Below are 23,043 nucleotides of genomic sequence, written 5' to 3'. Positions count from 1 at the left end.
CCCGGGCCCGCACGCATCGGGGCCGTACCCGCCCCCGTACCGAATCCACCGCACCACCGGCCGTACGAGTTGCCGGGCGGGGACCCCTGGTGTGCCCTGGGAACAGGACCGGGTGCAGAACACCGAGGCCGGGGCTCGGAGGACCCGCGTGGGAAGGAGCGTCCCGCCATGGCCGCACCAGCAGCACTGCCCGCCCGCCACCACATCTCCGCCGCCTGGGCCGTCCCCCTCGCCCTCGGCGCCTTCTTCGGCTTCTACGCGGGCTTCCTGCACCGCACCGGATCCCCGGTGACCTGGTGGGACGTCCTGTACGGCGTGGTCGCGGGCATCGTCTTCACGGCGCTGGCCTACGGTATCGGCCGCATCCAGGGCCGGCTGATCCAGGAGCTGCGGGCCGCCTCGTACGGCGCACTGGCCGGAGCGGCCGTCGGCTTCCTGCACAGCCTGACCGGCGACAGCATCCTCAGCTCGGCCTGGCTGGGCGTGATCGTCGCCGCGGTCACAGGCGTGGCGTCGTTCTACGTCTTCCACACCAGGGAGCCGTAGCCCCACAGCCCCGCAGTTTCCCGACGCGCGGCCGCCGGATCGGATCCGGCGGCCGCGCGATCACGTCCCGCGCCCCTCCCGCCACGGCGAGTAGCAGGCAGCAGCCCGGTCGGGTCCGTGAGCTGCGGACACGGACCCTGCGGGCTGCGCGGGGCGCGGGCGGCCGGCCCGCACGTCTCCTGAAGCACACCTCGCGGCTTTATTTACTTTGATACCGTTTTTAACCCGTTTACCCGTCGCCGGAACTCCGAAAAGTCCCGACGGAGACGCCCGGCGGCGATGAGTTCCCCGCACCGGACGAGTCGAATCCTCCACAGCGACTCCGAAGAAGTTTTCGATTTCATCAAGGAATACAAGAAACACAAGGACTGACGCATGAGTACAGAACTGGCCATCGAGACCCGAGGCCTGGTGAAGGTCTTCGGCGAGAACCGCGCGGTCGACGGCGTCGACCTCGCGGTCCCCGCGGGCACGGTCTACGGCGTCCTCGGCCCCAACGGCGCCGGAAAGACCACCACGGTCAAAATGCTGGCCACCCTGCTCAGGCCGGACGGCGGCGAGGCCCGGATCTTCGGCAAGGACATCCTGAAGGACGCCGACACGGTACGCAGCCGGGTCAGCCTGACCGGCCAGTACGCATCGGTCGACGAGGACCTCACGGGGACCGAGAACCTGCTGCTGCTCGCCCGTCTGCTCGGCCACTCCAAGGCCGCCGCCCGCAGCCGCGCCGAACAGCTCCTGCACGCCTTCGGCCTCTCCGAGGCGGCGGGGCGCCAGATCAAAAACTACTCGGGCGGTATGCGGCGCCGTATCGACATCGCCGCGTCCATCCTCAACACCCCCGACCTGCTGTTCCTGGACGAGCCCACCACCGGGCTCGACCCGCGCAGCCGCAGCCAGGTCTGGGACATCGTGCGCGCGGTCGTCTCCCAGGGCACCACCGTCCTGCTGACCACGCAGTATCTGGACGAGGCCGATCAGCTGGCGTCCCGGATCGCCGTGATCGACCACGGCAAGGTGATCGCCGAGGGCACCAAGGGCGAGCTGAAGGCGTCCGTCGGCTCCGGCAGCGTCCATCTGCGCCTGCGCCACGCGGACCAGCGCCACGAGGCCGAGAAGCTGCTCGCCGCGGCGCTCGGCGGCGAGGTGCAGCTCGACTCCGACCCGGTCGCGCTCACCGCCCGGGTGGGCGGCCTCGTCGAGGACGGGGACGCGGCGGAGCACGCCGGCCGGGCGCTCGCCGAACTCTCCCGGGCCGGGATCACGGTCGACAACTTCTCGCTGGGACAGCCCAGCCTGGACGAGGTCTTCCTCGCCCTGACCGACAAGACGACCCACACCGGCACCAACAGCACCAACAGCACCGCCGGCGCCACCGCCGCGCACACGAAGGGGGCGGCGGCATGACCACCGCGACGACGAACACCGACACCGCCGCCGATCTCGACGACCTGGTTCTGGAGACCCCGAAGGCGGAGGACCTCGCGGCCCTGCTGGTGGGACAGGAGCGGCCGCGGAGACCGAGCGCGGTCTCCGCCTCCGTCACCTTCGGCTGGCGGGCCATGCTCAAGATCAAACATGTGCCGGAGCAACTGTTCGACGTCACAGCGTTCCCGATCATGATGGTCCTGATGTACACGTACCTCTTCGGAGGGGCACTGGCCGGATCCACCCAGGAGTACATCCAGTTCCTCCTGCCCGGCATCCTGACCATGAGCATCGTGATGATCACGATGTACACGGGCGTCGCGGTCAACACCGATATCAGCAAGGGCGTGTTCGACCGTTTCCGTACGCTGCCGATCTGGCGTCCGGCCCCGATGGTCGGCTATCTCCTGGGCGACCTCATCCGCTACGGCATCGGGTCGGTCGTGATGCTGGCCGTCGGCATGCTGATCGGTTACCGCCCCGACGGCGGGTTCGTCGGCGTGGTCCTCGGGGTGGCGCTGCTGCTCGTCTTCGCCTTCTCCTTCTCCTGGGTCTGGACGATGTTCGGCCTGATGCTGCGCACGGAGAAGTCCGTCATGGGCGTCAGCATGATGATCATTTTCCCGCTGACCTTCCTGAGCAACATCTTCGTCGACCCGAAGACGATGCCGGGCTGGCTCCAGGCGTTCGTGAACAACAGCCCGGTGACCCATGTCGCCTCGGCCGTACGCGAGCTGATGGCGGGCGAATGGCCGGCGGCGGACATCGCGTGGACGCTGGGCTGGTCGGTCGCGCTGGTCACGGTCTTCGGGACGGTCACGATGCGGCTCTACAACCGCAAGTAGACCGGGGCGCGATTGCGGCGGCGGGGCGTTCTCGTACGGGGGTCGAGAGCGCCCCGCCGCAGCTGTTAGCCCCCTCCGTTCACCCCGCCGCGGGCCTCGTCCCGGGTACGCCGGCCGGAGCGTCGGCCGCGGGCCCTTCCTGCGGTCCGTACCACCGCCTCTCCTCGGGCCGGTACTCCGCCGGCACTCCCGAACAGCACAGGCCCACAGGACTGAATATACGACCGAAGGATCATCCGTTCGGATGGTTGTGCCGGTGACCGCGATCGGATCGGCGCGGCAGGCACCACAGTGATCATCGGGCGGAAGCAGGGGCGGGGTGCACTCCGGTCACAACCCCTGCCGCTGCCCCCTGCATCACCGGCTGCCCACTTCGGCGACACCACCGCACAGGCCACCGGCCGGCCGTCCGGCCATGCACTCCCATGCCGGGGCCGATGGGAGAGGAACCCCCGTATGAGCCTGCCCACCACATCCGCCCGGCCCCGGAAGCGGCCCGGCCGCCGCCTCCTCGCGATCGCCGGTTCCTGCGGTCTGGCCCTGGCCTCGCTGACCGCCCTGGCCCCCGCCGCGCACTCCGCATCCGCGGCACCCGCGGCACGGATCGCGGCCGAAGCGCCGCTCGCCTATGTGACGAACTACAGCGACGACACCGTCTCCGTGATCGACACCGCGACCGAGACCGTCACCGCCACCTTCCCGGTCGGCGACGGTCCCAAAGGCGTGGCCGCCTCCCCGGACGGGGCCCGCCTGTACGTGAGCAACGGCGACGCCGGCTCCGTCACCGTGACCGACACCGCGACGGGTACGGTCACCGCGACCATCCCCGTCGGCAGCGGCGCCAACGGCATCGCCGTCTCGCCCGACGGGACCCGCGCCTACGTCGTCAACAGCGCCCTCCAGCGGCTGACGGTGATCGACACCGCGGCCGGCACCGTGACCGCCACCGTCACGGTCGGCAGCGCCCCGCAGCAGGTGGCCGTCTCCCCGGACGGCAGCCGCGCCTACGTCACCAACTACAACGCCCGCTCGGTATCCGTGGTCGACACCGCGACCAACACCGTGACCGCCACCGTCAACGTCGCCGGATTCCCCCAGAGCGTCGCCGTCACCCCCGACGGCAACTACGCCTATGTCACCCGCCCCCGCTCCAACTCCGTCGCGGTGATCAGCACGGCCACCAACACCGTGTCCGCCAACGTCCCCCTCACCGACGGCCCGTACGACGTCGCCGTATCCCCTGACGGCACACGCGCCTACGTCTCCCGGGGCGCGGGCGCCACCGTCGCCACGATCGACACAGCGACCAACACCGTGACCGCGACCACCGCCTCCGGAAACACCCCCAGGGGGGTGGCCGTCACCCCGGACGGGGGCCAGGTCTACGCCGCCAACGGCAACTCGGCCACCGTCTCCGTGATCGACACCGCCACCGGCACGACCAGCGGCATCCCCGTGGGCACGACCCCCGTCGACATCGCGATCGCCCAGCGCCCCACCGCCGACCTCGGCGTGGAACTGACCGCCACGCCCCGCCCCGGCCTGCTCAACGGCCGCATCGACTACACCGTGACCCTCACCAACCACGGCCCCCGCACCCTCGCCTCGGCCACCGTCACCGTGGGCCTGCCCACCCCCACCGGGGCGACCAGCCCCGACTGCACGCTGACCACCGGCACGGCCACCTGCACCGCCACCGGCCTCGCCCCCGGCGCGAGCACCACCCGACGGATCACCGTGCCCGTGGCCGTACTCAGCCTCGGCACCCCCTACACCGTCACCGCCACCCGCACCGCCGGCGCACCCACCGACCCCAACCCCGCCAACGACACCGCGTCCCGCACCTGCACCGCCACCACCGGGCTCCTCATCAACTGCACCTGACCCACCGGACACCGGTCCGACACCGGCCGTTCCTCCCCGCACCCGGGAGGAACGGCCGGTCCCGTTCAACCGGCGCATGGAGCTGCTGCGGGAGATGATCGGCACCTTCTGCGCCGACCCCGACGAGGTGGAGGCCCGCAGTCTGCCGGCCTTCTGCATGACGGTGGGCCGCCACACCCTGGCCGCCGACCACAACGGCCTTACCCGGCTGGAAGCCCTCCGGCGCGCGGGCGATCTGATCCTCGACCGCCCGCCGACGGGCTGAAGGTCGGCGGGGTGGTGAGCCGTCACTCGTCGGTAGCGGCCTCGCCCCGTACGAGGACCCCAGTCGCCTTGCCGACTCGGCCAGTACCACGGGACTCCCCTCCCCGCCTGAAGGCGCCCGGCGGTCCGGCGGGGTCAGCAGACCGTGCCGGGCCGGGCCGCGGTGGCCCTGAGCAGATCCCGCAGCAGGCCGAAGTCGACACGCTCCGGCCTGCGGAACCGCAAGCAGCCCTTTCCCATGTCCTGCCCGGCGAGCCGTTCCTCGAACGCCTCGCGGACATCGCTGCGCAGGAGGTAGAAGGAGAGGTACTGCTTCTGACTCGCGAAGGCGATCTCCGCGTTGCCGTCGCGCTGGTACGCGGGCATCCCGTACGCCATGACCTCGTCGAAGCCCACCAGCTCCGCCCGGCACAGCCACCGCAGCTCGGTCAGCACGGCTCTGCGCTCCTCCGGAGCCTCGGCCAGATAACCGTCGACGTCGCTTGCCTTGCTTTGCACCATTCCATGAGCCTATGCGGCCCTGCCACAGCGGGCTCAGTTCAGGGCGCTGCGCTGCTGCCACTCCTCCCAGGACAGGTTCCAGTTGCTGAAGCCGTTGCCCTGGGGCGGCAGGCCCTTGGTGTCCTGGCCGGTCACCGTGAAGGGGTCGCCGACCTGGATGTCCCGGTAGAAGGACTGGGCGTTCGCGGTGCTCATGCCGATGCAGCCGGAGCTCTTGTTGGCCTTGCCGAAGTAGGCGGCGTTCCAGGGTGCGGCATGGGCGTACGCGCCCGACCAGGTCAGGCGCATCGAGTAGCCGACCATCTTGTCGTACGCGTCACCCAGGCCCACGCTCTGGGACCGCATCCTGACGGTGCCTTCCTTGCTCATCAGGACCTGGATACCGCGCCAGGACGCCTTGTCGCCGTGGTCGGGGTCGCCGCCGGAGACGGGGATCGTCTTGACCGTCTTCCCGTCGCGCTGGAAGGCGAGCTGCTTGCGGTCGAGGTCGACCTTCACCTCCTGGGCGCGGCCGATGGTGAAGGAGAGCGCGTAGTCCCTGACGAGGAAGCCGCCGGACGGGCCGGAGTCGACGCCGTTGAGCCGGGCATCGAGGGTGACCTTGGTCCCCGGCTTCCAGTAGTTCCTGGGCCGCCAGTCGATCCGGTCCTTGCCGTGGAAGTCCTTGACCCAGCCCCAGGAGCCTTCGGTGTTGTTGTCCGTGGTGACCTTGAGGGCCTTCTCCACCTCGGCCTTGTTCTTCACCGGCTTCGTAAAGGCGATGGACACCGGGTGGGCGATGCCGATGGTCTTGCCGACGGGCGCCAGGACCACCGTGTTGACCTTGCCGGCGTCCGCGGTGGAGAAGGACGCCTCCTTGGTGCCCGCGGTCCCGCCGGTGCCCCGGGTCTTGGCACTCACGCGGTACGTCGCCCCGGGCGCCGCCGGGCGCTCGGACGTCCACACCGTGTTCCCCGCGGACAGTGCGCCGGAGAGCGCGGCGCCCTTGCCGTCGGTGACGGTGACGGAGGTCAGGGTCCCGCCGCTGGCGGTGACCTTCACGGGCGCTCCGGCCCGTACCCCGTTCCCGCTCGGCGTCACCGCGACGGTCGCGGGCGGCCCTTCGGCCTTCACGGCCCCCGCGGCCTTGGCGTCGGCCTTCTCCGCCGACTCCCCGCCGGAACAGGCGGTCAGCACGAGCGACCCGAGCACGGCGACGAGGGAGACGGCGGTGGTGGTGCGACGCGCGGAAGCGGTCGGACGTATGGATATCGGGCGCACGGAGGCTCCAGAGGGTGTTGACGGGCGGATATGCGTGAGGGTTCGTCGTGGCCTGCGGTCAGAGCCGGCGGCCGGTCCCGGGTTGCGTCGGGGCCGGGCCCGACCGAACGGCGCCCGGCGGACGCGCCTCCCGGGCACCTCCCGGCACCAGAAGACACCCGTCGCTGCTCAAGGCCCCCACCTTGCCCCCCGTACTCGTTTCCTGCGTTCTGTCTGAGAAGAAGGGGTTGGAGGGCCGGTCCGGTTGCCTCACCGGGGTGAGAATTTCCGGGTGATGGGTCCGACTCGTCCCAGGGGCGGGGTCGCAGAGCCCGTACAGGCAGATGCCGCAGAATCCGAACATCGTGTCACCGATCCAAGCCGGTGGCGCCATGTGGCATCCAGCGTTACCGTGCGCAGCATGGCAGCGCGGCCTGAGATCACGCAGCACGATCTGTGCACGAGAACCGAAGAGATCATGGACGCCGTCCGGAACGGCCAGTCGTTCACCGTCATGCGAAACGGTCACCGGATCGGTGAGCTGGTCCCGCTGCGCCGAAGCGAGTTTGCGGCCATGTCCCTTACGGCGCCGGACATCTCCTTGGAGGCCTTCCGCGCCGACCAGGAGACCACTGCTCGGCAGGAACCGGGCATCCCGCAAGTCCGCGGCCCGCAGCCCCGCCCGACATCATCGAGAGGTACGCCGTGAGCATCTCGTCCGCCGAGTTCGAAAAGCTCTTCTCCGGCTTCCGCCGGGAAGCCTTCCGGCTGGAGACCCTGGACGACTACAGCGGATCGTCCGACCCGGAGATGATCCGTGCGTTTCTGGCCGGTGAGCCCCAACCGGACGGCTACAACCAGGAATGGGCCGACGAGGTACGGGGCAACGTCGAATCCGGCAAGCGGATGTACCGCGTCCACATCATCTCGCGCCCCCTGACGGATTACCTCCGGTTCGAACTCGGCTGGGGATACCGGAAGAACGCAGCTGCCGGAGAGGAGTTCTTCATCCTCGACACCACGGACGGCCCGAACCCGCTGGAAGGGGTTCCGGACTTCTGGATGTTCGATGAATCCTCCGTGGTCTCGATGAACTACGGAGAGTCCGGCAGGTTCCTGGGGGCAGAATCCCACCCGGACCCTGCGGAGTGGATGGCCCACCGGGACCTCGCGCTGAGCCGGGCCGTGCCGTTCGCCGAATGGTGGGAGCGGTACGGGGACAGGTGAGCGGGCCGGCCTATGCCACTCGTGAGGCCCTGATGTGCGCTTCGGCGGTGCGGAGGAGTCCCGGGGCGAGCCGCCGGTGGACGGCGGAGAGCGGGGGCCGTATCGCGCGGCCGGGGCGGCGGCGGTAGTGCAGGAAGGTGCTCAGCGAGACATCGCCCTCGGGTGCCCGGACGACGAGTACGCCGTCGAGGAACCAGGAAGCGGCCTCCAGCCGGATCCTGTCCTCGCCCCGGGCGGCGATCCGCCATCCCGCCACGTTGTCCGCCGACGCCCCACGGCTGAGCCGGAGTCCCAGCAGCCCGCGCCGGATGAACCGCGCGGCGAGGTCGGGCTCGTCCCCGAACATGGCACGCGCCCAGCGTTCCGGCGCGGCGGTGGGGTCCGTCGTCAGGGCGAAGTGGTCGGCGTAGTCCGGCACCGGCAGAGCGCTGAGGTCCCACACGGGCTCGGGGACCTGGTGCCCGCCCACCACGCACTCCACGGCGCCCGCCTGCGAATCGTTCCGTCCCGGCTCCCACGTCACACGGCAGGTGCCCTCGGTGGTGAACCAAGGGGCACCCGCACACCGGCCCGGTGAATCGCTAGAACGCAGACTGGAGTTCGTACTTGGCACCGGGAGACTGGCCCGGCCGGGCGGAGTGCACGAACAGGCAGAAGCCCCTGGCACCGTTGTGGAACTGAAGCCCGAATCCGGGGTGTCCGTCATCGGTGTAGGGATAGACGAGGGCGATCTCGTCGCATCCGGAGTTCGCCATCACCGCCGCGAGGTACCGCTTGACCCTCTCGGGCGTTGCGGACCCGTCCTGGTAAAGCTCGGGAGCCGACACCTCGGCCGGCGGCTCGGCGTGCACCGGCGCTTCCGCGCTCTCGTGCTTCTCGCCGGGGGCGAGCGCCCCGGTGATGCTGATCCAGACCTGCGCGCCGGTCGAGAACGTCACATGCAGGCCCCTGGTGTGATCGCCACGGTCCCACGGCTCGACCTCCCGGACGTCAGGCCCTTTACCGAGGGTCTCCAGGGCAAAGGCATGGAAGCGTTCGAGGCGCATTTCTGGCGATCTCCTCTCGTGACGGCCGCGTCAGCTTAGGGGCGGCGGGTGGCACGGGTCCCTGCTTCCGGCGGATGTCCCCCGTTCGAGCAGAGCCGAGTTACCCCCCGGTCAGCGGCACAGGTCCCAGTTCGTCGGGCACAGGCCCCGGCAGGTACGCAGCCGCGTGCCCCGGGCACGCGTACTGCACGACCCCCGGGCCGCTCGTCTGCTGGATGTAGCCGACCTCCACGGCGGCGGGCGAGGTGTGGCCGCAGACCACGCAGGGGCCTCCGGACGGCGGGGGTACGGGGGTGGTGAGGCCGTCGCGGGTCATCGGCGGGCTCCCGTCAGGGGGAGGAACACACCCGGCGGCAGGTAGTACAGCCTCCGCTTTACGCGGGCGGCCTCGTCCCTGGCACGGAGGATCGCCTGCGCCTCCTCCTGCGTGGGGCTGGTCCACGGGCGGCGCCAGGGGTCCGTCCGGACCGGGGGCTCGGGTACGGGGGAGAAGTCGAGGGGGACGAGTAAGAACCGGACCCATGCGGCGGCCCGAACGATAAGGTCGAACACGGTCGTTCAGCTCCTTGAGGAAAGCTGTTCGGCAAGCCCCGGCGGACCGCTGCAACGGTTCCGTTCGGGGCGCTTGAGTGTTTACGGGGTGGTGCAGACGGCCCTGATGGCGTCCCGTGCAGCCGCCTCCACGGTCATGGGGTCGGCCCCGGCGGCGATCCGCCGGAACGCCTCGCCCCGCCAGCCGCGCGGTAAGCGGGCGATGCGCTGGACGAGTTCGGGCGCGTCGACGGTCCGGAGGTCCGCGTACTCCGGCCCCGGCGGGTCCTCCCCCTTGATGGCGTACACGCTCGCCTCGGCCAGCACCTCGGCCAGCGGGCGCCGCGCCGGATCCCGGAGCCGGGCCGCGCGGTGCAGCTCCCGCAGCACGGCAGCCCGCCAGGCCACGGGGAGCTTCCCGAACTGCCCGAGCAGCTCGACCGCGAGCAGGGCGTGCCGGGTCCGCTCGGGGTCGGCCTCCGGCCAACGCCCGGCCCCCACAGGGTCGCAGACGGCCGCGAAGTAGGCCACATCCATGACGAGCGCGGTGACCCGCTCCCCGTACCCCTCCGCACCCGGGTCGACGTGCCACGCCCGCCGGACCGCCCGCCCGTCCGCGACACACCAGTACAGCGCGGCCCGGGAGTGCACAGGCAGCGACTCCCAGACCCCGGAGTCCCTCAGCCAGTCCTGCACCAGCGGCCCCACGTCCCCGGCGAGCCGGGCCACCCCGGACCACTCCCGCACCCGCCAGCACACGAGCACGTCCAGCGCCCGGCGGAGACTGTCCAGCTCCGGCTCCTGCGAGGTCTGGACTGCGTTCATCAAGGCTCCTGTCCCGTGGCGCGGCACAATGGGGTAACTGCCCCGTTCATTGAGTCAACGCCGGTGGACATAAGGGGCCTTGCACATCTCATGCACGGTTGGATGCCAGGTGTCCGAACGTCCTGTGACCACAGGGCCGAACGGGACGACTTAGGGCAGACTGAAACCTATGAGCACCAGTGAACGGCCACCTGGAGCGAATGTGGCCGCGCTCCGGAAGGAGCGTGGTTGGTCTCAGATCAGGCTGGCCCACAAAGCCAATGTCTCCGTCTCCTTACTCTCGAAGGTGGAGGTGGGGGACCGTGCCCTCACCCACGCGACCGCCGCCGCAGTGGCCAGAGCCATGGGTCTGACCGTGGCCGAAGTGCTGGGGAAGGCCCGTGTCCAGCAGGACGACGAAGAATCTCTGTCCGCCCTGCGTTCAGCGCTGCGGGACTACGACGTCCCGGGCCGGAACGAGGTGTTCGAGGCGCATATCGGCGCCCGCTTGGAACAGGTCGGTCAGCACCGCGACGGCTTCGAGGTCCGTGCGCTGATGCGACTGCTGCCCGGACTGCTCCGGGACGCGACCACTCATGCGTACGGGGCGAACTCCACACAGGGCTGGATGGCACTGGCCGAGGTCTACAGCGCGGTCTACTGGGTCGCGGCCCGCCACCGCTGGATGGACATGGCGGAACTGGCCGTCACCCGCCAGCGGTGGGCCGTCGAACAGAAGGCGACCCCGCTCGGCGTCGCCATCGCGGCGCGGGACCGGGCCGGGGCGTATCTGAACGGCGGTGACTACGAGGGCGGGCTGGCCCTGGTCGACCGGGCCGTGGCCGACGCGGAAGCAGGGCTGTCGGGGCAGGAGCGCGCTTTCGCTGTCGGTGTTCTCAATCTGCGCGGCATGACGCTGGCCGGACGGCTGGCCGACAAGCAGGAGGGCAGGCGGGAGGCGGAGCGTCATATCTCTTCCGCCTGGCGGGTCTCGGAGGAACTGGGAACGGAGTGGAACCGCTCCGCCATGCTGTTCGGCTCGATGAACACGGCGACTCATGTGCTGGCCACCCGCTTGGATCTGGGCACGCCACGCGAGGCGCTGTCCCTCGCCGACGGCATCGACCCCGTTCTGGCCGGCCTGACTCCCACACGTACCGCTGCCACCCGCATCAACATCGCTCGGGCCCAAGTGGATGTCGGTGACCGTGACGGGGCACTGGAGAGCCTCGCCGCCGCCTATGGCGCGGCCCCTCAGATGGCAAAGCTGAACCCGATGGGGCGAGAGGTACTCCGGGTAGTGGCGTCCTTGCACCGACGCAGCAATCCGCAGCTGCTCAAGCTGGCGAAACTGTCCGGTCTCACACTCTGACCGGGGCGCCCTCACCATCCGTCCGGCGGCGGCGCCTAGTTCGCCGGCCCCAGGAACTCGGCGAGACGCCGCAGGCCCGGCGGGTGCCTCGGGCCCGCCCTGAGGTCGTTGACGATCGCCACCGCCAGTGTGTGATGCCGTATCCACGCCGGGGCGATCCTGTGCAGTTTCTCCAGGGTGGCAACCGCGCCTTCGGCGTTGCCCAGGTCGACCTGGGCACGGGCAATGTCGAGAAGCAGCCAAGTGCGCCACGAGACGGGGGTGCCGGGGCTGAGGCGGATCCCCTCGGCCAGGGCCAGAGCCTCCGCCGGGCGCGCGTGCTGGACCGCGAGGCGGACCCGTTCGATCCGTACCGACGAGCGGTTGAAGACGGAGACCATCCGGCCGTCGCCGGATGAGGGCAGCACGGAAAGCCGCCGGGTCGCGTTCTCGGCGTCGAGCATCATCCGGTTCGCGGTGTCGTAGTCGCCTCGCCGAGCCGCGCTGGTCGCGGCGGACATCACCAGGCCGCCCCACACCCGGACCCCTTCGGCCGTGTCGCCCCCGGCCTGTTCCGCGGCGTCAGCGGCGTGGACCGCGAGGTGCTCGGCATCGTCCAGGCGGTTCTGCCGCTGGTAGTTCCAGGCGACGGAGTTGCTGATCATCGGGGCGAGCAGCGGATCGCCCGAGTCGCGGGCCGCGTCCATGGCCCGTTCGAGCGCGGAGAGCGCCAGATCCGTCTTGCCCAGGCGGATCGCGAGATGACCCGCGAGCTGGAGCGCTTTGCCCAGCGCCGCCTGTCCCCGCGCACGGTCCTCGGGTCTGCCCACGGACGCCGCGAACCGGGCGTCGTTCACGATGCCCGGCAGTACGTCCATGAGACGGCCGAACTCCGCGTCGTGGTAGAGCGTCCACCCGGCGGCGATCTCTCTGCGGAGCAGGGGCAGGGAGAGCGTTTCGGCGCCCTCCGGTTCGCGGGGGACGGCGAACAGCGGCGGCATGACGGCGCGTCGGACGGCCACCAGTTGCGGGGGATCCGCAGCGCCGGTCGACGGCACCCCCGGCGGGTCTCCGAGCAGACCGGCCAGCTCCACTCCCAGCCCGTTCGCGAGGGCGTGCAGGGTGGGCAACCGGGCGCTGTGCTTGCGTCGTTGTTCGAGCTTGCGGACGACATCGGCGGAGACACCGGCCCTCTCCGCGAGTCCCTCCTGAGTGAGACCGGCCGTCCGCCGCAGGCGGGCCAGCCGGTCACCGAGGTGCTCAACAGCCATACCCCGAGGGTACGTCCGCCGGGCGCACCCGGCTGAAGGATCAGCCCTTCCGCTCCGACTCGTGCAGCTCAAACCAAATGCACTTGCCCTCGCCCCGCGGGTCCACCCCCCACGCGTCCGCCAGCATCTCCATCAGCACCAGGCCGCGGCCCGAGGAGGCCAGTTCGCCGGGGCGGCGCTTGTGGGGGAGTTCGTCGCTCGCGTCGGCGACCTCCACCCGCAGGACCCGGGGGGCGGGGCCCGTCGCGCCCGCGATGCGGGCCGTCAGCAGGGCGTTGCCGTCCGTGTGGACCAGCACATTGGTCACCATCTCGGAGACCATCAGCACCGCCGCGTCGACCTGCTCCGGGTCCGCCCAGTCGTGGAGGAGTTCGCGGACGGTCTGCCGGGCGGCGGCGATGCGCTCGGGTTCGGCCTGGGCGATCGTCATCGCGGTACGCCGCGGGGCCTCTTCGGCCGGGCCGGGCTCGCCCTCGCGGGAGAGCAGCACCAGCGCCACATCGTCCTCGCGGCGGTCGGCGAGCGGGCCGACCGTGTAGTGCGATACGGGCCCGTGCACCGCGGACACCAGCGAGTCGGCCAGCTCCTCCAGGGAGCCGGTCGACGGGTGGCGTTCCAGAACCTCGCGGAGCCGGTCCCAGCCGGTGTCGAGGTCGTGGCCGCCGGTCTCCAGCAGGCCGTCGGTGCAGATCATCATGGTCTCGCCGGGCGCCAGCTCCAGCCGGGTCGTCGGATAGTCCGAGTCCGGGTCGATACCGAGCGGCAGCCCGCCCTCGGTGGGGCGGATGATGACCGTGCCGTCAGCCATCCGCACCGCGGGCTCCGGATGCCCGGCGCGGGCGATCTCGGCACCGCCGTTGCCCGGGTCGTACTCCAGATACAGGCAGGTCGCGAAGCGCGAGCCGGAGTCGGAGGATCCGGACGCCTCGGTGATGCCGTGCAGAAAGCGGGAGGCACGGGAGAGGACCGCGTCCGGGCGGTGGCCCTCGGAGGCGTACGCCCGCAGGGCGATCCGGAGCTGGCCCATCAGTCCGGCGGCCCGCACATCGTGGCCCTGGACATCGCCGATGACCAGCGCGATCCGGCCCGACGGCAGCGGGATCACGTCGTACCAGTCGCCGCCGACCTGGAGCCCGCCGCCGGTGGGGACGTACCGCGCGGCCACCGCGGTGCCCGGGATCGCCGGGCCGATGACCGGCATCATCGACCGCTGGAGGCCTTCGGACAGCTCGCGCTCGGTCTCCGCGACCCCGGCCCGGGTCAGCGCCTGGGCCAGCATCCGGGCCACGGTCGTCAGCACCGACCGCTCGTCGGGTGTGAAGACGACCTGGTGCCGGTACGCGGCCATCCAGGCGCCCATCGTGCGCCCGGCGACGATCAGCGGGAGGTACGCCCAGGAGCGGCGGCCCAGCTTCTGGGCGAGCGGCCAGCTCGTGGGGTAGCGGCGGGCGTAATCGTCGGGGCTGGGCAGATAGACCGCGCGGCCGGTGCGGACCACCTCGGCCGCCGGATGGTCGGTGTCGAGCCGCATATCGGAGAAGGGGTCGCCCCCGGCGCTCTGGTGCCCGTGGTGGCCGATGATCGTCAGCCGCTCCCCGGCGGCGCCGAAGACCGCGAGCCCGTCGGGCGAGAACCCCGGCATGGACAGCGAGGCGGCGACCCGCAGCACCTCGGCGGTGGACCGGGCCTCGGCCAGGGCACGGCCCGCGTCCAGCAGGAAGGCCTCCCGGGAGCGGCGCCAGTCGCCGGTGATGGGGGACTTCGCCGCGGTGCCCTCGGCGGGTTCGGCGACCTCCTGGAGCATGCCGATCATCTCGAAGCCGCCGTCGAGGGCGACGGGCTTGGAGCGGCTGCGTACGATCCGCACCACCCGGCCCTCGGTGTCGACGACCCGCAGCCGGCCCTCCGCGACCGTGCCCTCCGCGATGGCGAGGGAGACGACGCCGTTGATCTCGTTCCAGTCGACGGGGTGGATCCGGGCGCGGACGGCGTTCTCCGGGTACGAGGAGGAGGGCCCCGGTTCCTTCGCCAGGCCCAGCAGCCGGGCGGCCTCCGCGTCGAGGGTGACGGTCCCGCCCGCGTTGTCCCATCGCCACAGGCCGGTGGCGATGGCGGCCAGGACGTCCTCAGTGCGCATTTGCTCACTTTATTCCGATCCGGTGGCCCCCGGTCCCGGGGGTACGAGGCGGATCGCGGCCCCGGGAGTGCGCCGGGCGCACGGCACCGGGGCGCCCCGCGCCAGGCCCCGGGGGGCGCGGGCGGGTACAAGCCGATGGGGGACGGGAGGGGCGGGCGGTAACCTCTTGAGAGTCCCATGCTCATGTATGGGGTTTCGCAGCACGGCCCGGCGGCACCAGGCAACCGGCCCGGCCCCGCGACCGGCCACGGCCTTCCGGACCCGGCGCGACCCGCCCCGACCACCACAAGACTGGATGAACGACGATGCATCGGTACAGGTCCCACACCTGCGGCGAGCTCCGCGCCTCTGACGTCTCCACGGACGTCCGGCTGAGCGGCTGGCTGCACAATCGCCGAGACCTGGGCGGCATCCTCTTCATCGACCTCCGCGACCACTACGGCATCACCCAGCTCGTGGCCCGCCCCGGCACCGCCGCGAACGAGGCGCTGAGCCACCTCACCAAGGAGACCGTCGTCCGGATCGACGGCAAGGTCGTCAGCCGGGGCACCGACAACGTCAACCCCGAGCTGGCCACCGGCGAGGTCGAGGTCGAGGTCGCCGAGGTCGAGGTGCTGGGCGCCGCCGCCCAGATCCCCTTCACGATCAACGCGGAGGACGGGGTCAACGAGGAGCGGCGGCTGGAGTACCGCTTCCTGGACCTGCGCCGTGAGCGCATGCACCGCAACATCATGCTGCGTACGGCCGTGATCTCGGCCATCCGCCACAAGATGACGGCGCTCGGCTTCAACGAGATGGCGACCCCGATCCTCGCCGCGACCTCCCCCGAGGGCGCCCGCGACTTCGTCGTCCCGTCCCGGCTGAACCCCGGCAAGTTCTACGCCCTGCCGCAGGCCCCGCAGCAGTTCAAGCAGCTGCTGATGATCTCCGGCTTCGACCGGTACTTCCAGATCGCGCCCTGCTTCCGCGACGAGGACGCCCGCGCCGACCGCTCCCCCGGCGAGTTCTACCAGCTCGACCTGGAGATGAGCTTCGTCGAGCAGGAGGACGTCTTCCAGCCGGTCGAGAAGCTGATGACGGAGATCTTCGAGGAGTTCGGCGGCGGGCGCCATGTCACGTCCCCGTTCCCGCGGATCCCGTTCCGCGAGGCGATGCTGAAGTACGGCTCCGACAAGCCGGACCTCCGCGCCAAGCTGGAGCTGGTGGACATCACCGACGTCTTCGAGGGCTCGGAGTTCAAGGCCTTCGCGGGCAAGCACGTGCGCGCGCTGCCGGTGCCGGACGTCGCCGCCCAGCCGCGGAAGTTCTTCGACCAGCTCGGCGAGTACGCGGTGGAGCAGGGCGCCAAGGGCCTGGCCTGGGTCCGCGTCGGCGAGGACGGTGGGCTGACCGGCCCGATCGCCAAGTTCCTCACCGAGGAGAACGTCAAGGTCCTCACCGAGCGCCTCGGCCTGGCCGCCGGGCACGCCGTCTTCTTCGGCGCCGGTGACAGCGACGAGGTCGCCAAGATCATGGGCGCGGTCCGGGTCGAGGCCGCCAAGCGGGCCGGCCAGTTCGAGGACGGCGTCTTCCGCTTCTGCTGGATCGTCGACTTCCCGATGTACGAGAAGGACGAGGAGACCGGGAAGATCGACTTCTCCCACAACCCCTTCTCGATGCCGCAGGGCGGTATGCAGGACCTGGAGGAGAAGGACCCGCTGGACATTCTGGCGTGGCAGTACGACATCGTCTGCAACGGCATCGAGCTGTCGTCCGGTGCGATCCGGAACCACGAGCCCGAGGTCATGCTGAAGGCCTTCGAGATCGCCGGCTACGAGCGGGAGACCACGGAGGAGGCGTTCGCGGGCATGCTGCGCGCCTTCCGTCTCGGCGCCCCGCCGCACGGCGGTATCGCCCCGGGCATCGACCGGATCGTGATGCTGCTGGCCGACGAGCCGAACATCCGGGAGACGATCGCCTTCCCGCTCAACGGCAACGCGCAGGACCTGATGATGGGCGCGCCGACGGAGCTGGACGAGACGCGGCTGCGGGAGCTGAACCTCCAGCTCCGCAAGCCGGTCGCGAAGCCGTCGGCCGCGGCGGAGTAGCCCCGGCAGGGCAGTGACGGACCCAGGGGTCCCGTACGACCGCAGACGCGGTGGTACGGGGCCCCTGGCCGTTTCCCGACCGGCGCGGGGGCTTTACGGTACGGGCCGGGCCCGTACCGTAAAGCCCCGGCTCAGTTGCCCTCCGCCACGGGACCGGACCCGCCCGGCAGGGGCTGGTCCGCCGTCCCGTACCGGGTCCGCAGCTCGCCGACGATCCCGAAGGCCGCCGCCGTCAGCGGCACCGCAAGCAGCATGCCGAGGATGCCCGCGACGCCCGCGCCCGCCGTGATCGCCAGCATCACCACCGCCGGGTGCATCTGGACCGTCCGGCTCTGGATCATCGGCTGGAGCAGATGCCCTTCGAGCACCTGCACCGCGAGCACCACGCCGAGTGCCCAGAGCGCGATCACCCAGCCGCGGTCCGCCAGCGCGACCAGGACGGCGATCGCACCGGACAGAAAGGCGCCGAGGTAGGGGATGTAGGCGCCGACGAAGACCAGCGCGCCCAGGCCGACCGCGCCGGGCACCCGCAGGATCAGCAGTCCGACGGTGATCAGTACGGCGTCGATGAGGGCGATGAGCGTCGTCCCGCGCATAAAGCCCTCGACGGCCTCGAAGGCCCGGCGGCCCATGGCCTCCACGGTCTCCCCGGCCGGTCCCGGGATCACCGAGCGGGCGAATCCGGCGGCCTTGTCGGAGTCCTTGAGGAAGAAGAAGATCAGCAGCAGGGCGAGCACGGCGGTGGCGATCGCCTGGCCGACCACGCTCAGCCCGCTGATCACCCCGGACGCGGCCGTTCCGCCGAACTTGGCCAGCAGTTCCTTCGCGTTGCGGGCGATATCCGCGAGGGAGGTGCCCGCGGCGCCGAAGTGGTCGGTGATGCCTTTCGCGGCGCTGCGCAGCGATTCCAGGATCTGGGCGCCGTTGTCGATCAGCGCGCCCACGACGATGTACATCGCCCCGCCGACGACCGCGACGACGGCGACGCAGGTCAGCCCGGCCGCGAGGGACGGGCGCAGCTTCATCCGGACCAGCCTGCGGTGGAGCGGGCCGAGCAGGGCGGTGCCGAGGATCGCCAGCAGGAGAGGGGTGACGGCGATACGGAAGGTGATGACCAGCCAGATGGCCACCGCGCCCACCCCGGAGACCAGCAGCAGGACGGCGCACCAGGCGGCGAGCCGCCGTACCGGTTCGGGCAGGAGGGTGTGCACGCTCCCACGCGATCACGGCCGGGGCGGGCGGGCGCGCGGGAGGCGGCCGCACGGGTGACAGCGGCCCCGGGCCCCGGGCCCGTACCGGATCCCTCGCCCGCCCCCGTACCGCCCGGAACGGAAAAACGCCGCCCATCCGGCGGGGGACCGGATGGGCGGCTGCCGCCGAGCCGTCGGGGGGAACGACCCGGCGGGGTCTGGTACGGGGCGCGAAACGGGCTCGCGCCCCGCGACGCGGACGGTTACTCGCCCGACGGGCCCGACGGCTTCATTCCGTGGACCGCCGGGATCGTGCCCAGCCGGCCCTTCTGGAAGTCGTCGAAGGCCTGCTGGAGCTCCTCACGAGTGTTCATCACGAACGGCCCGTAGTGCGCCATCGGCTCCCGGATCGGCCGGCCGCCGAGCAGCACCACTTCCAGATCGGGCGTGTTCCCGTCCTGCTTCTCGTCGGCGCGGACGGTCAGCGAACCGCCCTCGCCGAAGACCGCGGTCTGGCCCAGGTGGACCGGCCGCCGCTCGGCGCCTACGGAACCCCGTCCGGCCAGGACGTACGCCAAGCCGTTGAAGTCCTGCCGCCACGGCAGGGTGATCTCGGCGCCCGGCCGCAGGGTGGCGTGGATCATCGTGATCGGGGTGTGGGTGATCCCGGGACCGGCGTGCCCGTCCAGCTCACCGGCGATGATCCGGAGCAGCGCGCCGCCGTCGGGGGAGGTGAGGAGCTGCACCTGGCCACCGCGGATGTCCTGGTAGCGGGGGGCCATCATCTTGTCCTCGGCCGGGAGGTTCACCCACAGCTGGAGGCCGTGGAAGAGGCCGCCCGACATCACCAGGTGCTCCGGCGGCGCCTCGATGTGGAGGAGACCGGAGCCGGCCGTCATCCACTGGGTGTCGCCGTTGGTGATGGTGCCACCGCCGCCCTGGCTGTCGTGGTGGTCGAAGATCCCGTCGATGATGTAGGTGACGGTTTCGAAGCCCCGGTGGGGGTGCCAGGGGGTGCCCTTGGGCTCGCCCGGCGCGTACTCCACCTCGCCCATCTGGTCCATCATGATGAACGGGTCGAGGTGGCGGTAGTTGATCCCGGCGAACGCGCGGCGCACCGGGAAGCCCTCGCCCTCGAACCCGGTGGGGGCCGTGGACACGGCCAGTACGGGACGGGCGACGGCGTCGGCGGGTGCGGCGACGCGCGGCAGGGTCAGCGGGTTCTCGACGGTCACTGCAGGCATGGGGTACCTCCTCGGGCTACCGGATTCCCACTTTAGTTGAATGCTGAACTTCTTGCCACCCGGAACGGCGGAGGGCCCGGCGGATATTCCCCCGGGCCCCCCGCGCCGTGCGGCGCCGTGCGTCTCAGCCGTACATCCGGATCAGCCGTACATCCGGCGCATCGCGAAGTCGACCATCTGCTCCACCGCCTTGGCGTCGAAGACCATCCGGTGCCGCCCTTCCATATCGAGGACGAAGCCGTAGCCGGTCGGCAGCAGGTCGATCACCTCGGCACCGGTGATCACGAAGTACTTGGACTCCTTGCCCGCGTACCGCCGCAGCTCCTTCAGCGAGCTGAACATGGGGATCACCGGCTGCTGCGTGTTGTGCAGCGCCAGGAAGCCGGGGTTGTCGCCGCGCGGGCAGTACACCTTGGAGGTGGCGAAGATCTGCTGGAAGTCCTCCGCGGCGAGCGAACCGGTGGTGAAGGCCCGGACGGCGTCGGCGAGGGACGGCGGGGACGGCTCCGGATAGAGCGGCTGGCCCGGCACGGACTGCCCATGGGACGGCTGGCCGTGCGGCTGGGCCCCGTAGGGCTGCTGAGGTGCGTACTGCTGCTGAGCGCCCTGACTCTGGTCATAGCCGTACATGACAGCAAGAGTAACGAGTCACAGATGCCCGCTTCGGGGTTGTGCCTTATTACCGATGGGTAGCATCATGGCAGTAGCTACTCACCGGTACTGCGTTTCGATCTTTACGGAGCCGTCGCCATGGGGCACTACAAGTCGAATCTCCGCGACATCGAGTTCAACCTCTTCGAGGTCCTCGGGCGCGACAAGCTGTACGGCACGGGTCCGTTCGCCGAAATGGACGCCGACACCGCCCGGAGCATCCTGGAGGAGCTGGCCAGGCTCGCCGAGAACGACCTGGCCGCGTCGTTCGCCGACGCCGACCGCACCCCTCCGGTCTTCGACCCCGCCACCCACACCGCCCCGGTCCCCGAGACCTTCAAGAAGAGCTACCGCGCCTTCATGGACTCGGAGTACTGGCGGCTCGGCCTGCCCGAGGAGATCGGCGGCACCACCGCGCCCCGCTCCCTGATCTGGTCGTACGCGGAGCTGCTGCTCGGCGCCAACCCCGCGATCTGGATGTACGCGTCGGGCCCCGCCTTCGCCGGAATCCTCTACGCCGAGGGCAACGAGGCACAGAAGAAGGTCGCCGCCCTCGCCGTCGAGAAGGAGTGGGGCTCCACGATGGTCCTCACCGAGCCGGACGCCGGCTCGGACGTGGGCGCCGGCCGGACCAAGGCCGTGCGGCAGGAGGACGGCTCCTGGCACATCGAGGGCGTGAAGCGCTTCATCACCTCGGGCGAGCACGATATGGCGGAGAACATCTTCCACTACGTGCTGGCCCGCCCCGAGGGCGCCGGACCCGGCACCAAGGGCCTCTCCCTCTTCCTCGTACCGAAGTACGAGTTCGACTGGGAGACCGGCGAACTGGGCGAGCGCAACGGCGTCTACGCGACCAACGTCGAGCACAAGATGGGCCTGAAGGCCTCCAACACCTGCGAGATGACCTTCGGCGACAAGCACCCCGCCAGGGGCTGGCTGATCGGCGACAAGCACGACGGCATCCGCCAGATGTTCATGATCATCGAGTTCGCGCGGATGATGGTCGGCACCAAGGCGATCGCCACGCTCTCCAGCGGCTACCTCAACGCCCTGGAGTACGCGAAGGAGCGCGTCCAGGGCCAGGACCTGGTCGACTTCATGGACAAGTCCGCGCCCAAGGTCACCATCACCCACCACCCCGACGTCCGCCGCTCGCTGATGACGCAGAAGGCGTACGCGGAGGGCATGCGCGCCCTCGTCCTCTACACCGCCTCCGTCCAGGACGACATCGCGGTCAAGGAGGCGGCGGGCGAGGACACCGCGTCCCTGGTCGCCCTCAACGACCTGCTGCTGCCCATCGTCAAGGGCTACGGCTCCGAGAAGTCGTACGAGCAGCTCGCCCAGGCGCTCCAGATCTTCGGCGGCTCCGGCTACCTCCAGGAGTACCCCCTGGAGCAGTACATCCGCGACGCCAAGATCGACACCCTCTACGAGGGCACCACGGCCATCCAGGGCCAGGACTACTTCTTCCGGAAGATCGTCCGCGACCAGGGGCAGGCGCTGAACGGACTGGCCGAGGAGATCAAGAAGTTCCTCGCGCTCGCCGAGGGCGGCGAGGAACTGGCCCCGGCCAGGGACGCGCTGACCAAGGCGGCCGTCGAACTGGAGGCGATCGTCGGCGCGATGACCAAGGACCTGATCGCCACCGGCGACGACGTCCGGAACATCTACAAGGTCGGCCTCAACACGACGCGGCTGCTGTACGCGTCCGGGGACGTCGTCGTCGGCTATCTGCTGCTGCGCGGCGCGGCGGTCGCGGCCGAGAAGCTCCGGTCGGAGTCGGTGTCCGCGAAGGACGTGCCGTTCTACCAGGGCAAGATCGCCGCCGCGAAGTTCTTCGCCGCCAACGTCCTGCCGGGTGTCTCGGTGGAGCGGGCGCTGGCGGAGTCGGTCGACGGGTCGCTGATGGACCTCGACGAGGCGGCGTTCTGATCCCGCGCCGCTGCTGAGCCGCAGGCCCGTCGGTCCTCCGGCCACCAGCACCGGCCCGGCTCCTCGGGGACCCCGAGGAGCCGGGCCGTTCGTCAACCCCGGACCGGCATATCGCCCATTCGGGCGGCCGATTCCTCGTATCAACTGGGCACGCTGAAGACAGGGTCCAGGATCCCGTCCATGGGAGGAATCACCATGACTGCCAAGGCGGGGGACCACACGCAGCACAGGCAGCCCGACGGCTCCATGTGGCCCATGCCCCCGCAGGACGGCTACACCGTGGACGACTACTTCGCCCTCGATCTCCCGCCGCACACCGAGATGATCGACGGGAGCCTGGTCTTCGTGAGCCCGCAGCGCAAGTTCCACTCGCTGCTGATGTTCCTGCTGGAACTGGGCCTGCGGCAAACCGTCCCCGAGCATCTGCGGGTGCGGAGGGAAATGGCGGTGGTGCTGACCCGCAAAACGGTCCCGGAGCCCGATCTGGTCGTCGTGACGGCCGAGAGCGACGGCGCCGACGAGCAGACCCGGTACGAGGCATCGGACGTCGTTCTCGCCATCGAGGTCGTCTCCCCCGACTCCGAATCCCGCGACCGCTCCACCAAACCGCTCAAGTACGCCGCGGCGGGAATCCCCCACTTCTGGCTGGTCGAGATGGCCCCCCGCACCAGGCGGCCCGTCGTCCACACCCACATCCGTTCCGCCACCGGCCGCGGGTACGAACCGACCGGGGTCCACCGCGACCGGCTGAAGGTCGACGAGCCCTTCACCATCGACATCGACCTGGGCGAATACGACCGGCTCTGACCCCGCACCGGGCCCCGCCCCGGGCCTGGGGATACCGCCGTCGCCCGGGTTTTCCACA

Annotated in this window: 23 protein-coding genes; 11 read left to right on the top strand and 12 right to left on the bottom strand. The window is 70.6% G+C overall.

Annotated elements, in window-relative coordinates:
- The first annotated feature begins 168 nt into the window (after positions 1 to 168).
- From ACIQ9E_RS08860 to ACIQ9E_RS08840, 5 genes are all read left to right on the top strand, one after another.
- On the top strand, positions 169 to 546 hold the full coding sequence (locus ACIQ9E_RS08860; protein WP_403704202.1) for a hypothetical protein: 378 nt from the start codon (positions 169 to 171) through the stop codon (positions 544 to 546).
- Positions 547 to 921: 375 nt separating this feature from the next.
- Complete coding sequence (locus ACIQ9E_RS08855) at positions 922 to 1,953, top strand: ATP-binding cassette domain-containing protein (protein WP_403704199.1); 1,032 nt, start codon at positions 922 to 924, stop codon at positions 1,951 to 1,953.
- Positions 1,950 to 2,819, top strand: coding sequence for an ABC transporter permease (locus ACIQ9E_RS08850; RefSeq protein ID WP_403704196.1), 870 nt, complete (start codon positions 1,950 to 1,952; stop codon positions 2,817 to 2,819). The genes ACIQ9E_RS08855 and ACIQ9E_RS08850 overlap by 4 nt, the downstream gene beginning before the upstream one ends.
- Positions 2,820 to 3,275: 456 nt before the next feature.
- Positions 3,276 to 4,703: a beta-propeller fold lactonase family protein gene (locus ACIQ9E_RS08845; RefSeq protein ID WP_403704193.1), complete on the top strand. Its 1,428-nt coding sequence runs from the start codon at positions 3,276 to 3,278 to the stop codon at positions 4,701 to 4,703.
- 76 nt (positions 4,704 to 4,779) lie between these two features.
- A complete protein-coding gene (locus tag ACIQ9E_RS08840) occupies positions 4,780 to 4,968 on the top strand; it encodes a hypothetical protein (protein WP_403704190.1) in 189 nt (62 codons plus the stop codon).
- Between the two features lie 134 nt (positions 4,969 to 5,102).
- Here the strand turns inward: ACIQ9E_RS08840 and ACIQ9E_RS08835 are convergent, their stop codons facing one another.
- Complete coding sequence (locus ACIQ9E_RS08835; RefSeq protein ID WP_403704187.1) at positions 5,103 to 5,468, bottom strand: iron chaperone; 366 nt, start codon at positions 5,466 to 5,468, stop codon at positions 5,103 to 5,105.
- A 33-nt stretch (positions 5,469 to 5,501) separates the two neighbouring features.
- Positions 5,502 to 6,719, bottom strand: coding sequence for an Ig-like domain-containing protein (locus ACIQ9E_RS08830; RefSeq protein WP_403705188.1), 1,218 nt, complete (start codon positions 6,717 to 6,719; stop codon positions 5,502 to 5,504).
- 409 nt (positions 6,720 to 7,128) lie between these two features.
- Between ACIQ9E_RS08830 and ACIQ9E_RS08825 the strand changes: the two genes are divergently transcribed.
- Positions 7,129 to 7,416, top strand: a complete 288-nt coding sequence (locus ACIQ9E_RS08825) for a type II toxin-antitoxin system Phd/YefM family antitoxin (RefSeq protein WP_403704184.1) — start codon at positions 7,129 to 7,131, stop codon at positions 7,414 to 7,416.
- On the top strand, positions 7,413 to 7,934 hold the full coding sequence (locus ACIQ9E_RS08820) for a DUF6879 family protein (RefSeq protein ID WP_403704181.1): 522 nt from the start codon (positions 7,413 to 7,415) through the stop codon (positions 7,932 to 7,934). The genes ACIQ9E_RS08825 and ACIQ9E_RS08820 overlap by 4 nt, the downstream gene beginning before the upstream one ends.
- 10 nt (positions 7,935 to 7,944) lie before the next feature.
- Here the strand turns inward: ACIQ9E_RS08820 and ACIQ9E_RS08815 are convergent, their stop codons facing one another.
- The 5 genes from ACIQ9E_RS08815 to ACIQ9E_RS08795 all read right to left on the bottom strand — a co-directional run bounded on the left by ACIQ9E_RS08815 (position 7,945) and on the right by ACIQ9E_RS08795 (position 10,336).
- Complete coding sequence (locus ACIQ9E_RS08815) at positions 7,945 to 8,457, bottom strand: hypothetical protein (RefSeq protein ID WP_403704178.1); 513 nt, start codon at positions 8,455 to 8,457, stop codon at positions 7,945 to 7,947.
- A 58-nt stretch (positions 8,458 to 8,515) separates the two neighbouring features.
- Entirely contained in the window at positions 8,516 to 8,980 is a 465-nt protein-coding gene (locus tag ACIQ9E_RS08810; RefSeq protein WP_403704174.1) for a hypothetical protein, read from the bottom strand.
- A gap of 100 nt (positions 8,981 to 9,080) precedes the next feature.
- The gene (locus ACIQ9E_RS08805) at positions 9,081 to 9,296 is read right to left on the bottom strand and encodes a hypothetical protein (RefSeq protein WP_403704171.1); all 216 of its coding nucleotides are present in this window, start codon (positions 9,294 to 9,296) and stop codon (positions 9,081 to 9,083) included.
- Complete coding sequence (locus ACIQ9E_RS08800; protein ID WP_403704169.1) at positions 9,293 to 9,532, bottom strand: hypothetical protein; 240 nt, start codon at positions 9,530 to 9,532, stop codon at positions 9,293 to 9,295. Before ACIQ9E_RS08800 ends, ACIQ9E_RS08805 begins: the two co-directional genes overlap by 4 nt.
- A gap of 81 nt (positions 9,533 to 9,613) precedes the next feature.
- Positions 9,614 to 10,336 (bottom strand): hypothetical protein, encoded by a 723-nt coding sequence (locus ACIQ9E_RS08795; protein ID WP_403704168.1) that lies wholly within the window; start codon positions 10,334 to 10,336, stop codon positions 9,614 to 9,616.
- 169 nt (positions 10,337 to 10,505) lie between these two features.
- On the opposite strand from ACIQ9E_RS08795, the gene ACIQ9E_RS08790 reads away from it, so the two are divergent.
- Positions 10,506 to 11,687 carry a helix-turn-helix domain-containing protein gene (locus tag ACIQ9E_RS08790; RefSeq protein ID WP_403704166.1) on the top strand — a complete coding sequence of 394 codons (1,182 nt, stop codon included), beginning with the start codon at positions 10,506 to 10,508 and terminating at the stop codon, positions 11,685 to 11,687.
- Positions 11,688 to 11,722: 35 nt separating this feature from the next.
- Here the strand turns inward: ACIQ9E_RS08790 and ACIQ9E_RS08785 are convergent, their stop codons facing one another.
- Positions 11,723 to 12,937: a helix-turn-helix domain-containing protein gene (locus ACIQ9E_RS08785; protein WP_403704163.1), complete on the bottom strand. Its 1,215-nt coding sequence runs from the start codon at positions 12,935 to 12,937 to the stop codon at positions 11,723 to 11,725.
- 40 nt (positions 12,938 to 12,977) lie between these two features.
- A complete protein-coding gene (locus ACIQ9E_RS08780) occupies positions 12,978 to 15,074 on the bottom strand; it encodes a SpoIIE family protein phosphatase (protein WP_403704160.1) in 2,097 nt (698 codons plus the stop codon).
- Positions 15,075 to 15,379: 305 nt separating this feature from the next.
- On the opposite strand from ACIQ9E_RS08780, the gene aspS reads away from it, so the two are divergent.
- Positions 15,380 to 17,161 (top strand): aspartate--tRNA ligase, encoded by a 1,782-nt coding sequence (aspS, locus tag ACIQ9E_RS08775; RefSeq protein ID WP_403704157.1) that lies wholly within the window; start codon positions 15,380 to 15,382, stop codon positions 17,159 to 17,161.
- A 131-nt stretch (positions 17,162 to 17,292) separates the two neighbouring features.
- On the opposite strand, the gene ACIQ9E_RS08770 is transcribed toward aspS, so the two are convergent.
- The 3 genes from ACIQ9E_RS08770 to ACIQ9E_RS08760 all read right to left on the bottom strand — a co-directional run bounded on the left by ACIQ9E_RS08770 (position 17,293) and on the right by ACIQ9E_RS08760 (position 20,225).
- On the bottom strand, positions 17,293 to 18,372 hold the full coding sequence (locus ACIQ9E_RS08770) for an AI-2E family transporter (RefSeq protein WP_403704154.1): 1,080 nt from the start codon (positions 18,370 to 18,372) through the stop codon (positions 17,293 to 17,295).
- 242 nt (positions 18,373 to 18,614) lie between these two features.
- Complete coding sequence (locus ACIQ9E_RS08765) at positions 18,615 to 19,595, bottom strand: pirin family protein (protein WP_403704151.1); 981 nt, start codon at positions 19,593 to 19,595, stop codon at positions 18,615 to 18,617.
- A gap of 141 nt (positions 19,596 to 19,736) precedes the next feature.
- Complete coding sequence (locus tag ACIQ9E_RS08760; protein ID WP_403704148.1) at positions 19,737 to 20,225, bottom strand: SseB family protein; 489 nt, start codon at positions 20,223 to 20,225, stop codon at positions 19,737 to 19,739.
- 120 nt (positions 20,226 to 20,345) lie between these two features.
- Between ACIQ9E_RS08760 and ACIQ9E_RS08755 the strand changes: the two genes are divergently transcribed.
- Positions 20,346 to 22,178 carry an acyl-CoA dehydrogenase gene (locus ACIQ9E_RS08755; RefSeq protein WP_403704145.1) on the top strand — a complete coding sequence of 611 codons (1,833 nt, stop codon included), beginning with the start codon at positions 20,346 to 20,348 and terminating at the stop codon, positions 22,176 to 22,178.
- 195 nt (positions 22,179 to 22,373) lie between these two features.
- A complete protein-coding gene (locus ACIQ9E_RS08750) occupies positions 22,374 to 22,985 on the top strand; it encodes a Uma2 family endonuclease (protein ID WP_403704142.1) in 612 nt (203 codons plus the stop codon).
- Positions 22,986 to 23,043 lie beyond the last annotated feature (58 nt).

Origin of the sequence: Streptomyces sp. NPDC094448, assembly GCF_044763775.1 — a bacterium.
Taxonomy (GTDB): Bacteria; Actinomycetota; Actinomycetes; order Streptomycetales; family Streptomycetaceae; genus Streptomyces.
This window is presented reverse-complemented; position numbering and strand designations above follow the sequence as displayed.

What these genes read in the sequence shown, in the direction of transcription:
- ACIQ9E_RS08860 (WP_403704202.1), top strand. Translation starts at nt 169, where the DNA reads ATGGCCGCACCAGCAGCACTGCCCGCCCGCCACCACATCTCCGCCGCC.
- ACIQ9E_RS08855 (WP_403704199.1), top strand. Translation starts at nt 922, where the DNA reads ATGAGTACAGAACTGGCCATCGAGACCCGAGGCCTGGTGAAGGTCTTC.
- ACIQ9E_RS08850 (WP_403704196.1), top strand. Translation starts at nt 1,950, where the DNA reads ATGACCACCGCGACGACGAACACCGACACCGCCGCCGATCTCGACGAC.
- ACIQ9E_RS08845 (WP_403704193.1), top strand. Translation starts at nt 3,276, where the DNA reads ATGAGCCTGCCCACCACATCCGCCCGGCCCCGGAAGCGGCCCGGCCGC.
- ACIQ9E_RS08840 (WP_403704190.1), top strand. Translation starts at nt 4,780, where the DNA reads ATGGAGCTGCTGCGGGAGATGATCGGCACCTTCTGCGCCGACCCCGAC.
- ACIQ9E_RS08835 (WP_403704187.1), bottom strand. Translation starts at nt 5,468, where the DNA reads ATGGTGCAAAGCAAGGCAAGCGACGTCGACGGTTATCTGGCCGAGGCT.
- ACIQ9E_RS08825 (WP_403704184.1), top strand. Translation starts at nt 7,129, where the DNA reads ATGGCAGCGCGGCCTGAGATCACGCAGCACGATCTGTGCACGAGAACC.
- ACIQ9E_RS08810 (WP_403704174.1), bottom strand. Translation starts at nt 8,980, where the DNA reads ATGCGCCTCGAACGCTTCCATGCCTTTGCCCTGGAGACCCTCGGTAAA.
- ACIQ9E_RS08805 (WP_403704171.1), bottom strand. Translation starts at nt 9,296, where the DNA reads ATGACCCGCGACGGCCTCACCACCCCCGTACCCCCGCCGTCCGGAGGC.
- ACIQ9E_RS08795 (WP_403704168.1), bottom strand. Translation starts at nt 10,336, where the DNA reads ATGAACGCAGTCCAGACCTCGCAGGAGCCGGAGCTGGACAGTCTCCGC.
- ACIQ9E_RS08790 (WP_403704166.1), top strand. Translation starts at nt 10,506, where the DNA reads ATGAGCACCAGTGAACGGCCACCTGGAGCGAATGTGGCCGCGCTCCGG.
- ACIQ9E_RS08785 (WP_403704163.1), bottom strand. Translation starts at nt 12,937, where the DNA reads ATGGCTGTTGAGCACCTCGGTGACCGGCTGGCCCGCCTGCGGCGGACG.
- ACIQ9E_RS08780 (WP_403704160.1), bottom strand. Translation starts at nt 15,074, where the DNA reads ATGCGCACTGAGGACGTCCTGGCCGCCATCGCCACCGGCCTGTGGCGA.
- aspS (WP_403704157.1), top strand. Translation starts at nt 15,380, where the DNA reads ATGCATCGGTACAGGTCCCACACCTGCGGCGAGCTCCGCGCCTCTGAC.
- ACIQ9E_RS08765 (WP_403704151.1), bottom strand. Translation starts at nt 19,595, where the DNA reads ATGCCTGCAGTGACCGTCGAGAACCCGCTGACCCTGCCGCGCGTCGCC.
- ACIQ9E_RS08760 (WP_403704148.1), bottom strand. Translation starts at nt 20,225, where the DNA reads ATGTACGGCTATGACCAGAGTCAGGGCGCTCAGCAGCAGTACGCACCT.
- ACIQ9E_RS08755 (WP_403704145.1), top strand. Translation starts at nt 20,346, where the DNA reads ATGGGGCACTACAAGTCGAATCTCCGCGACATCGAGTTCAACCTCTTC.
- ACIQ9E_RS08750 (WP_403704142.1), top strand. Translation starts at nt 22,374, where the DNA reads ATGACTGCCAAGGCGGGGGACCACACGCAGCACAGGCAGCCCGACGGC.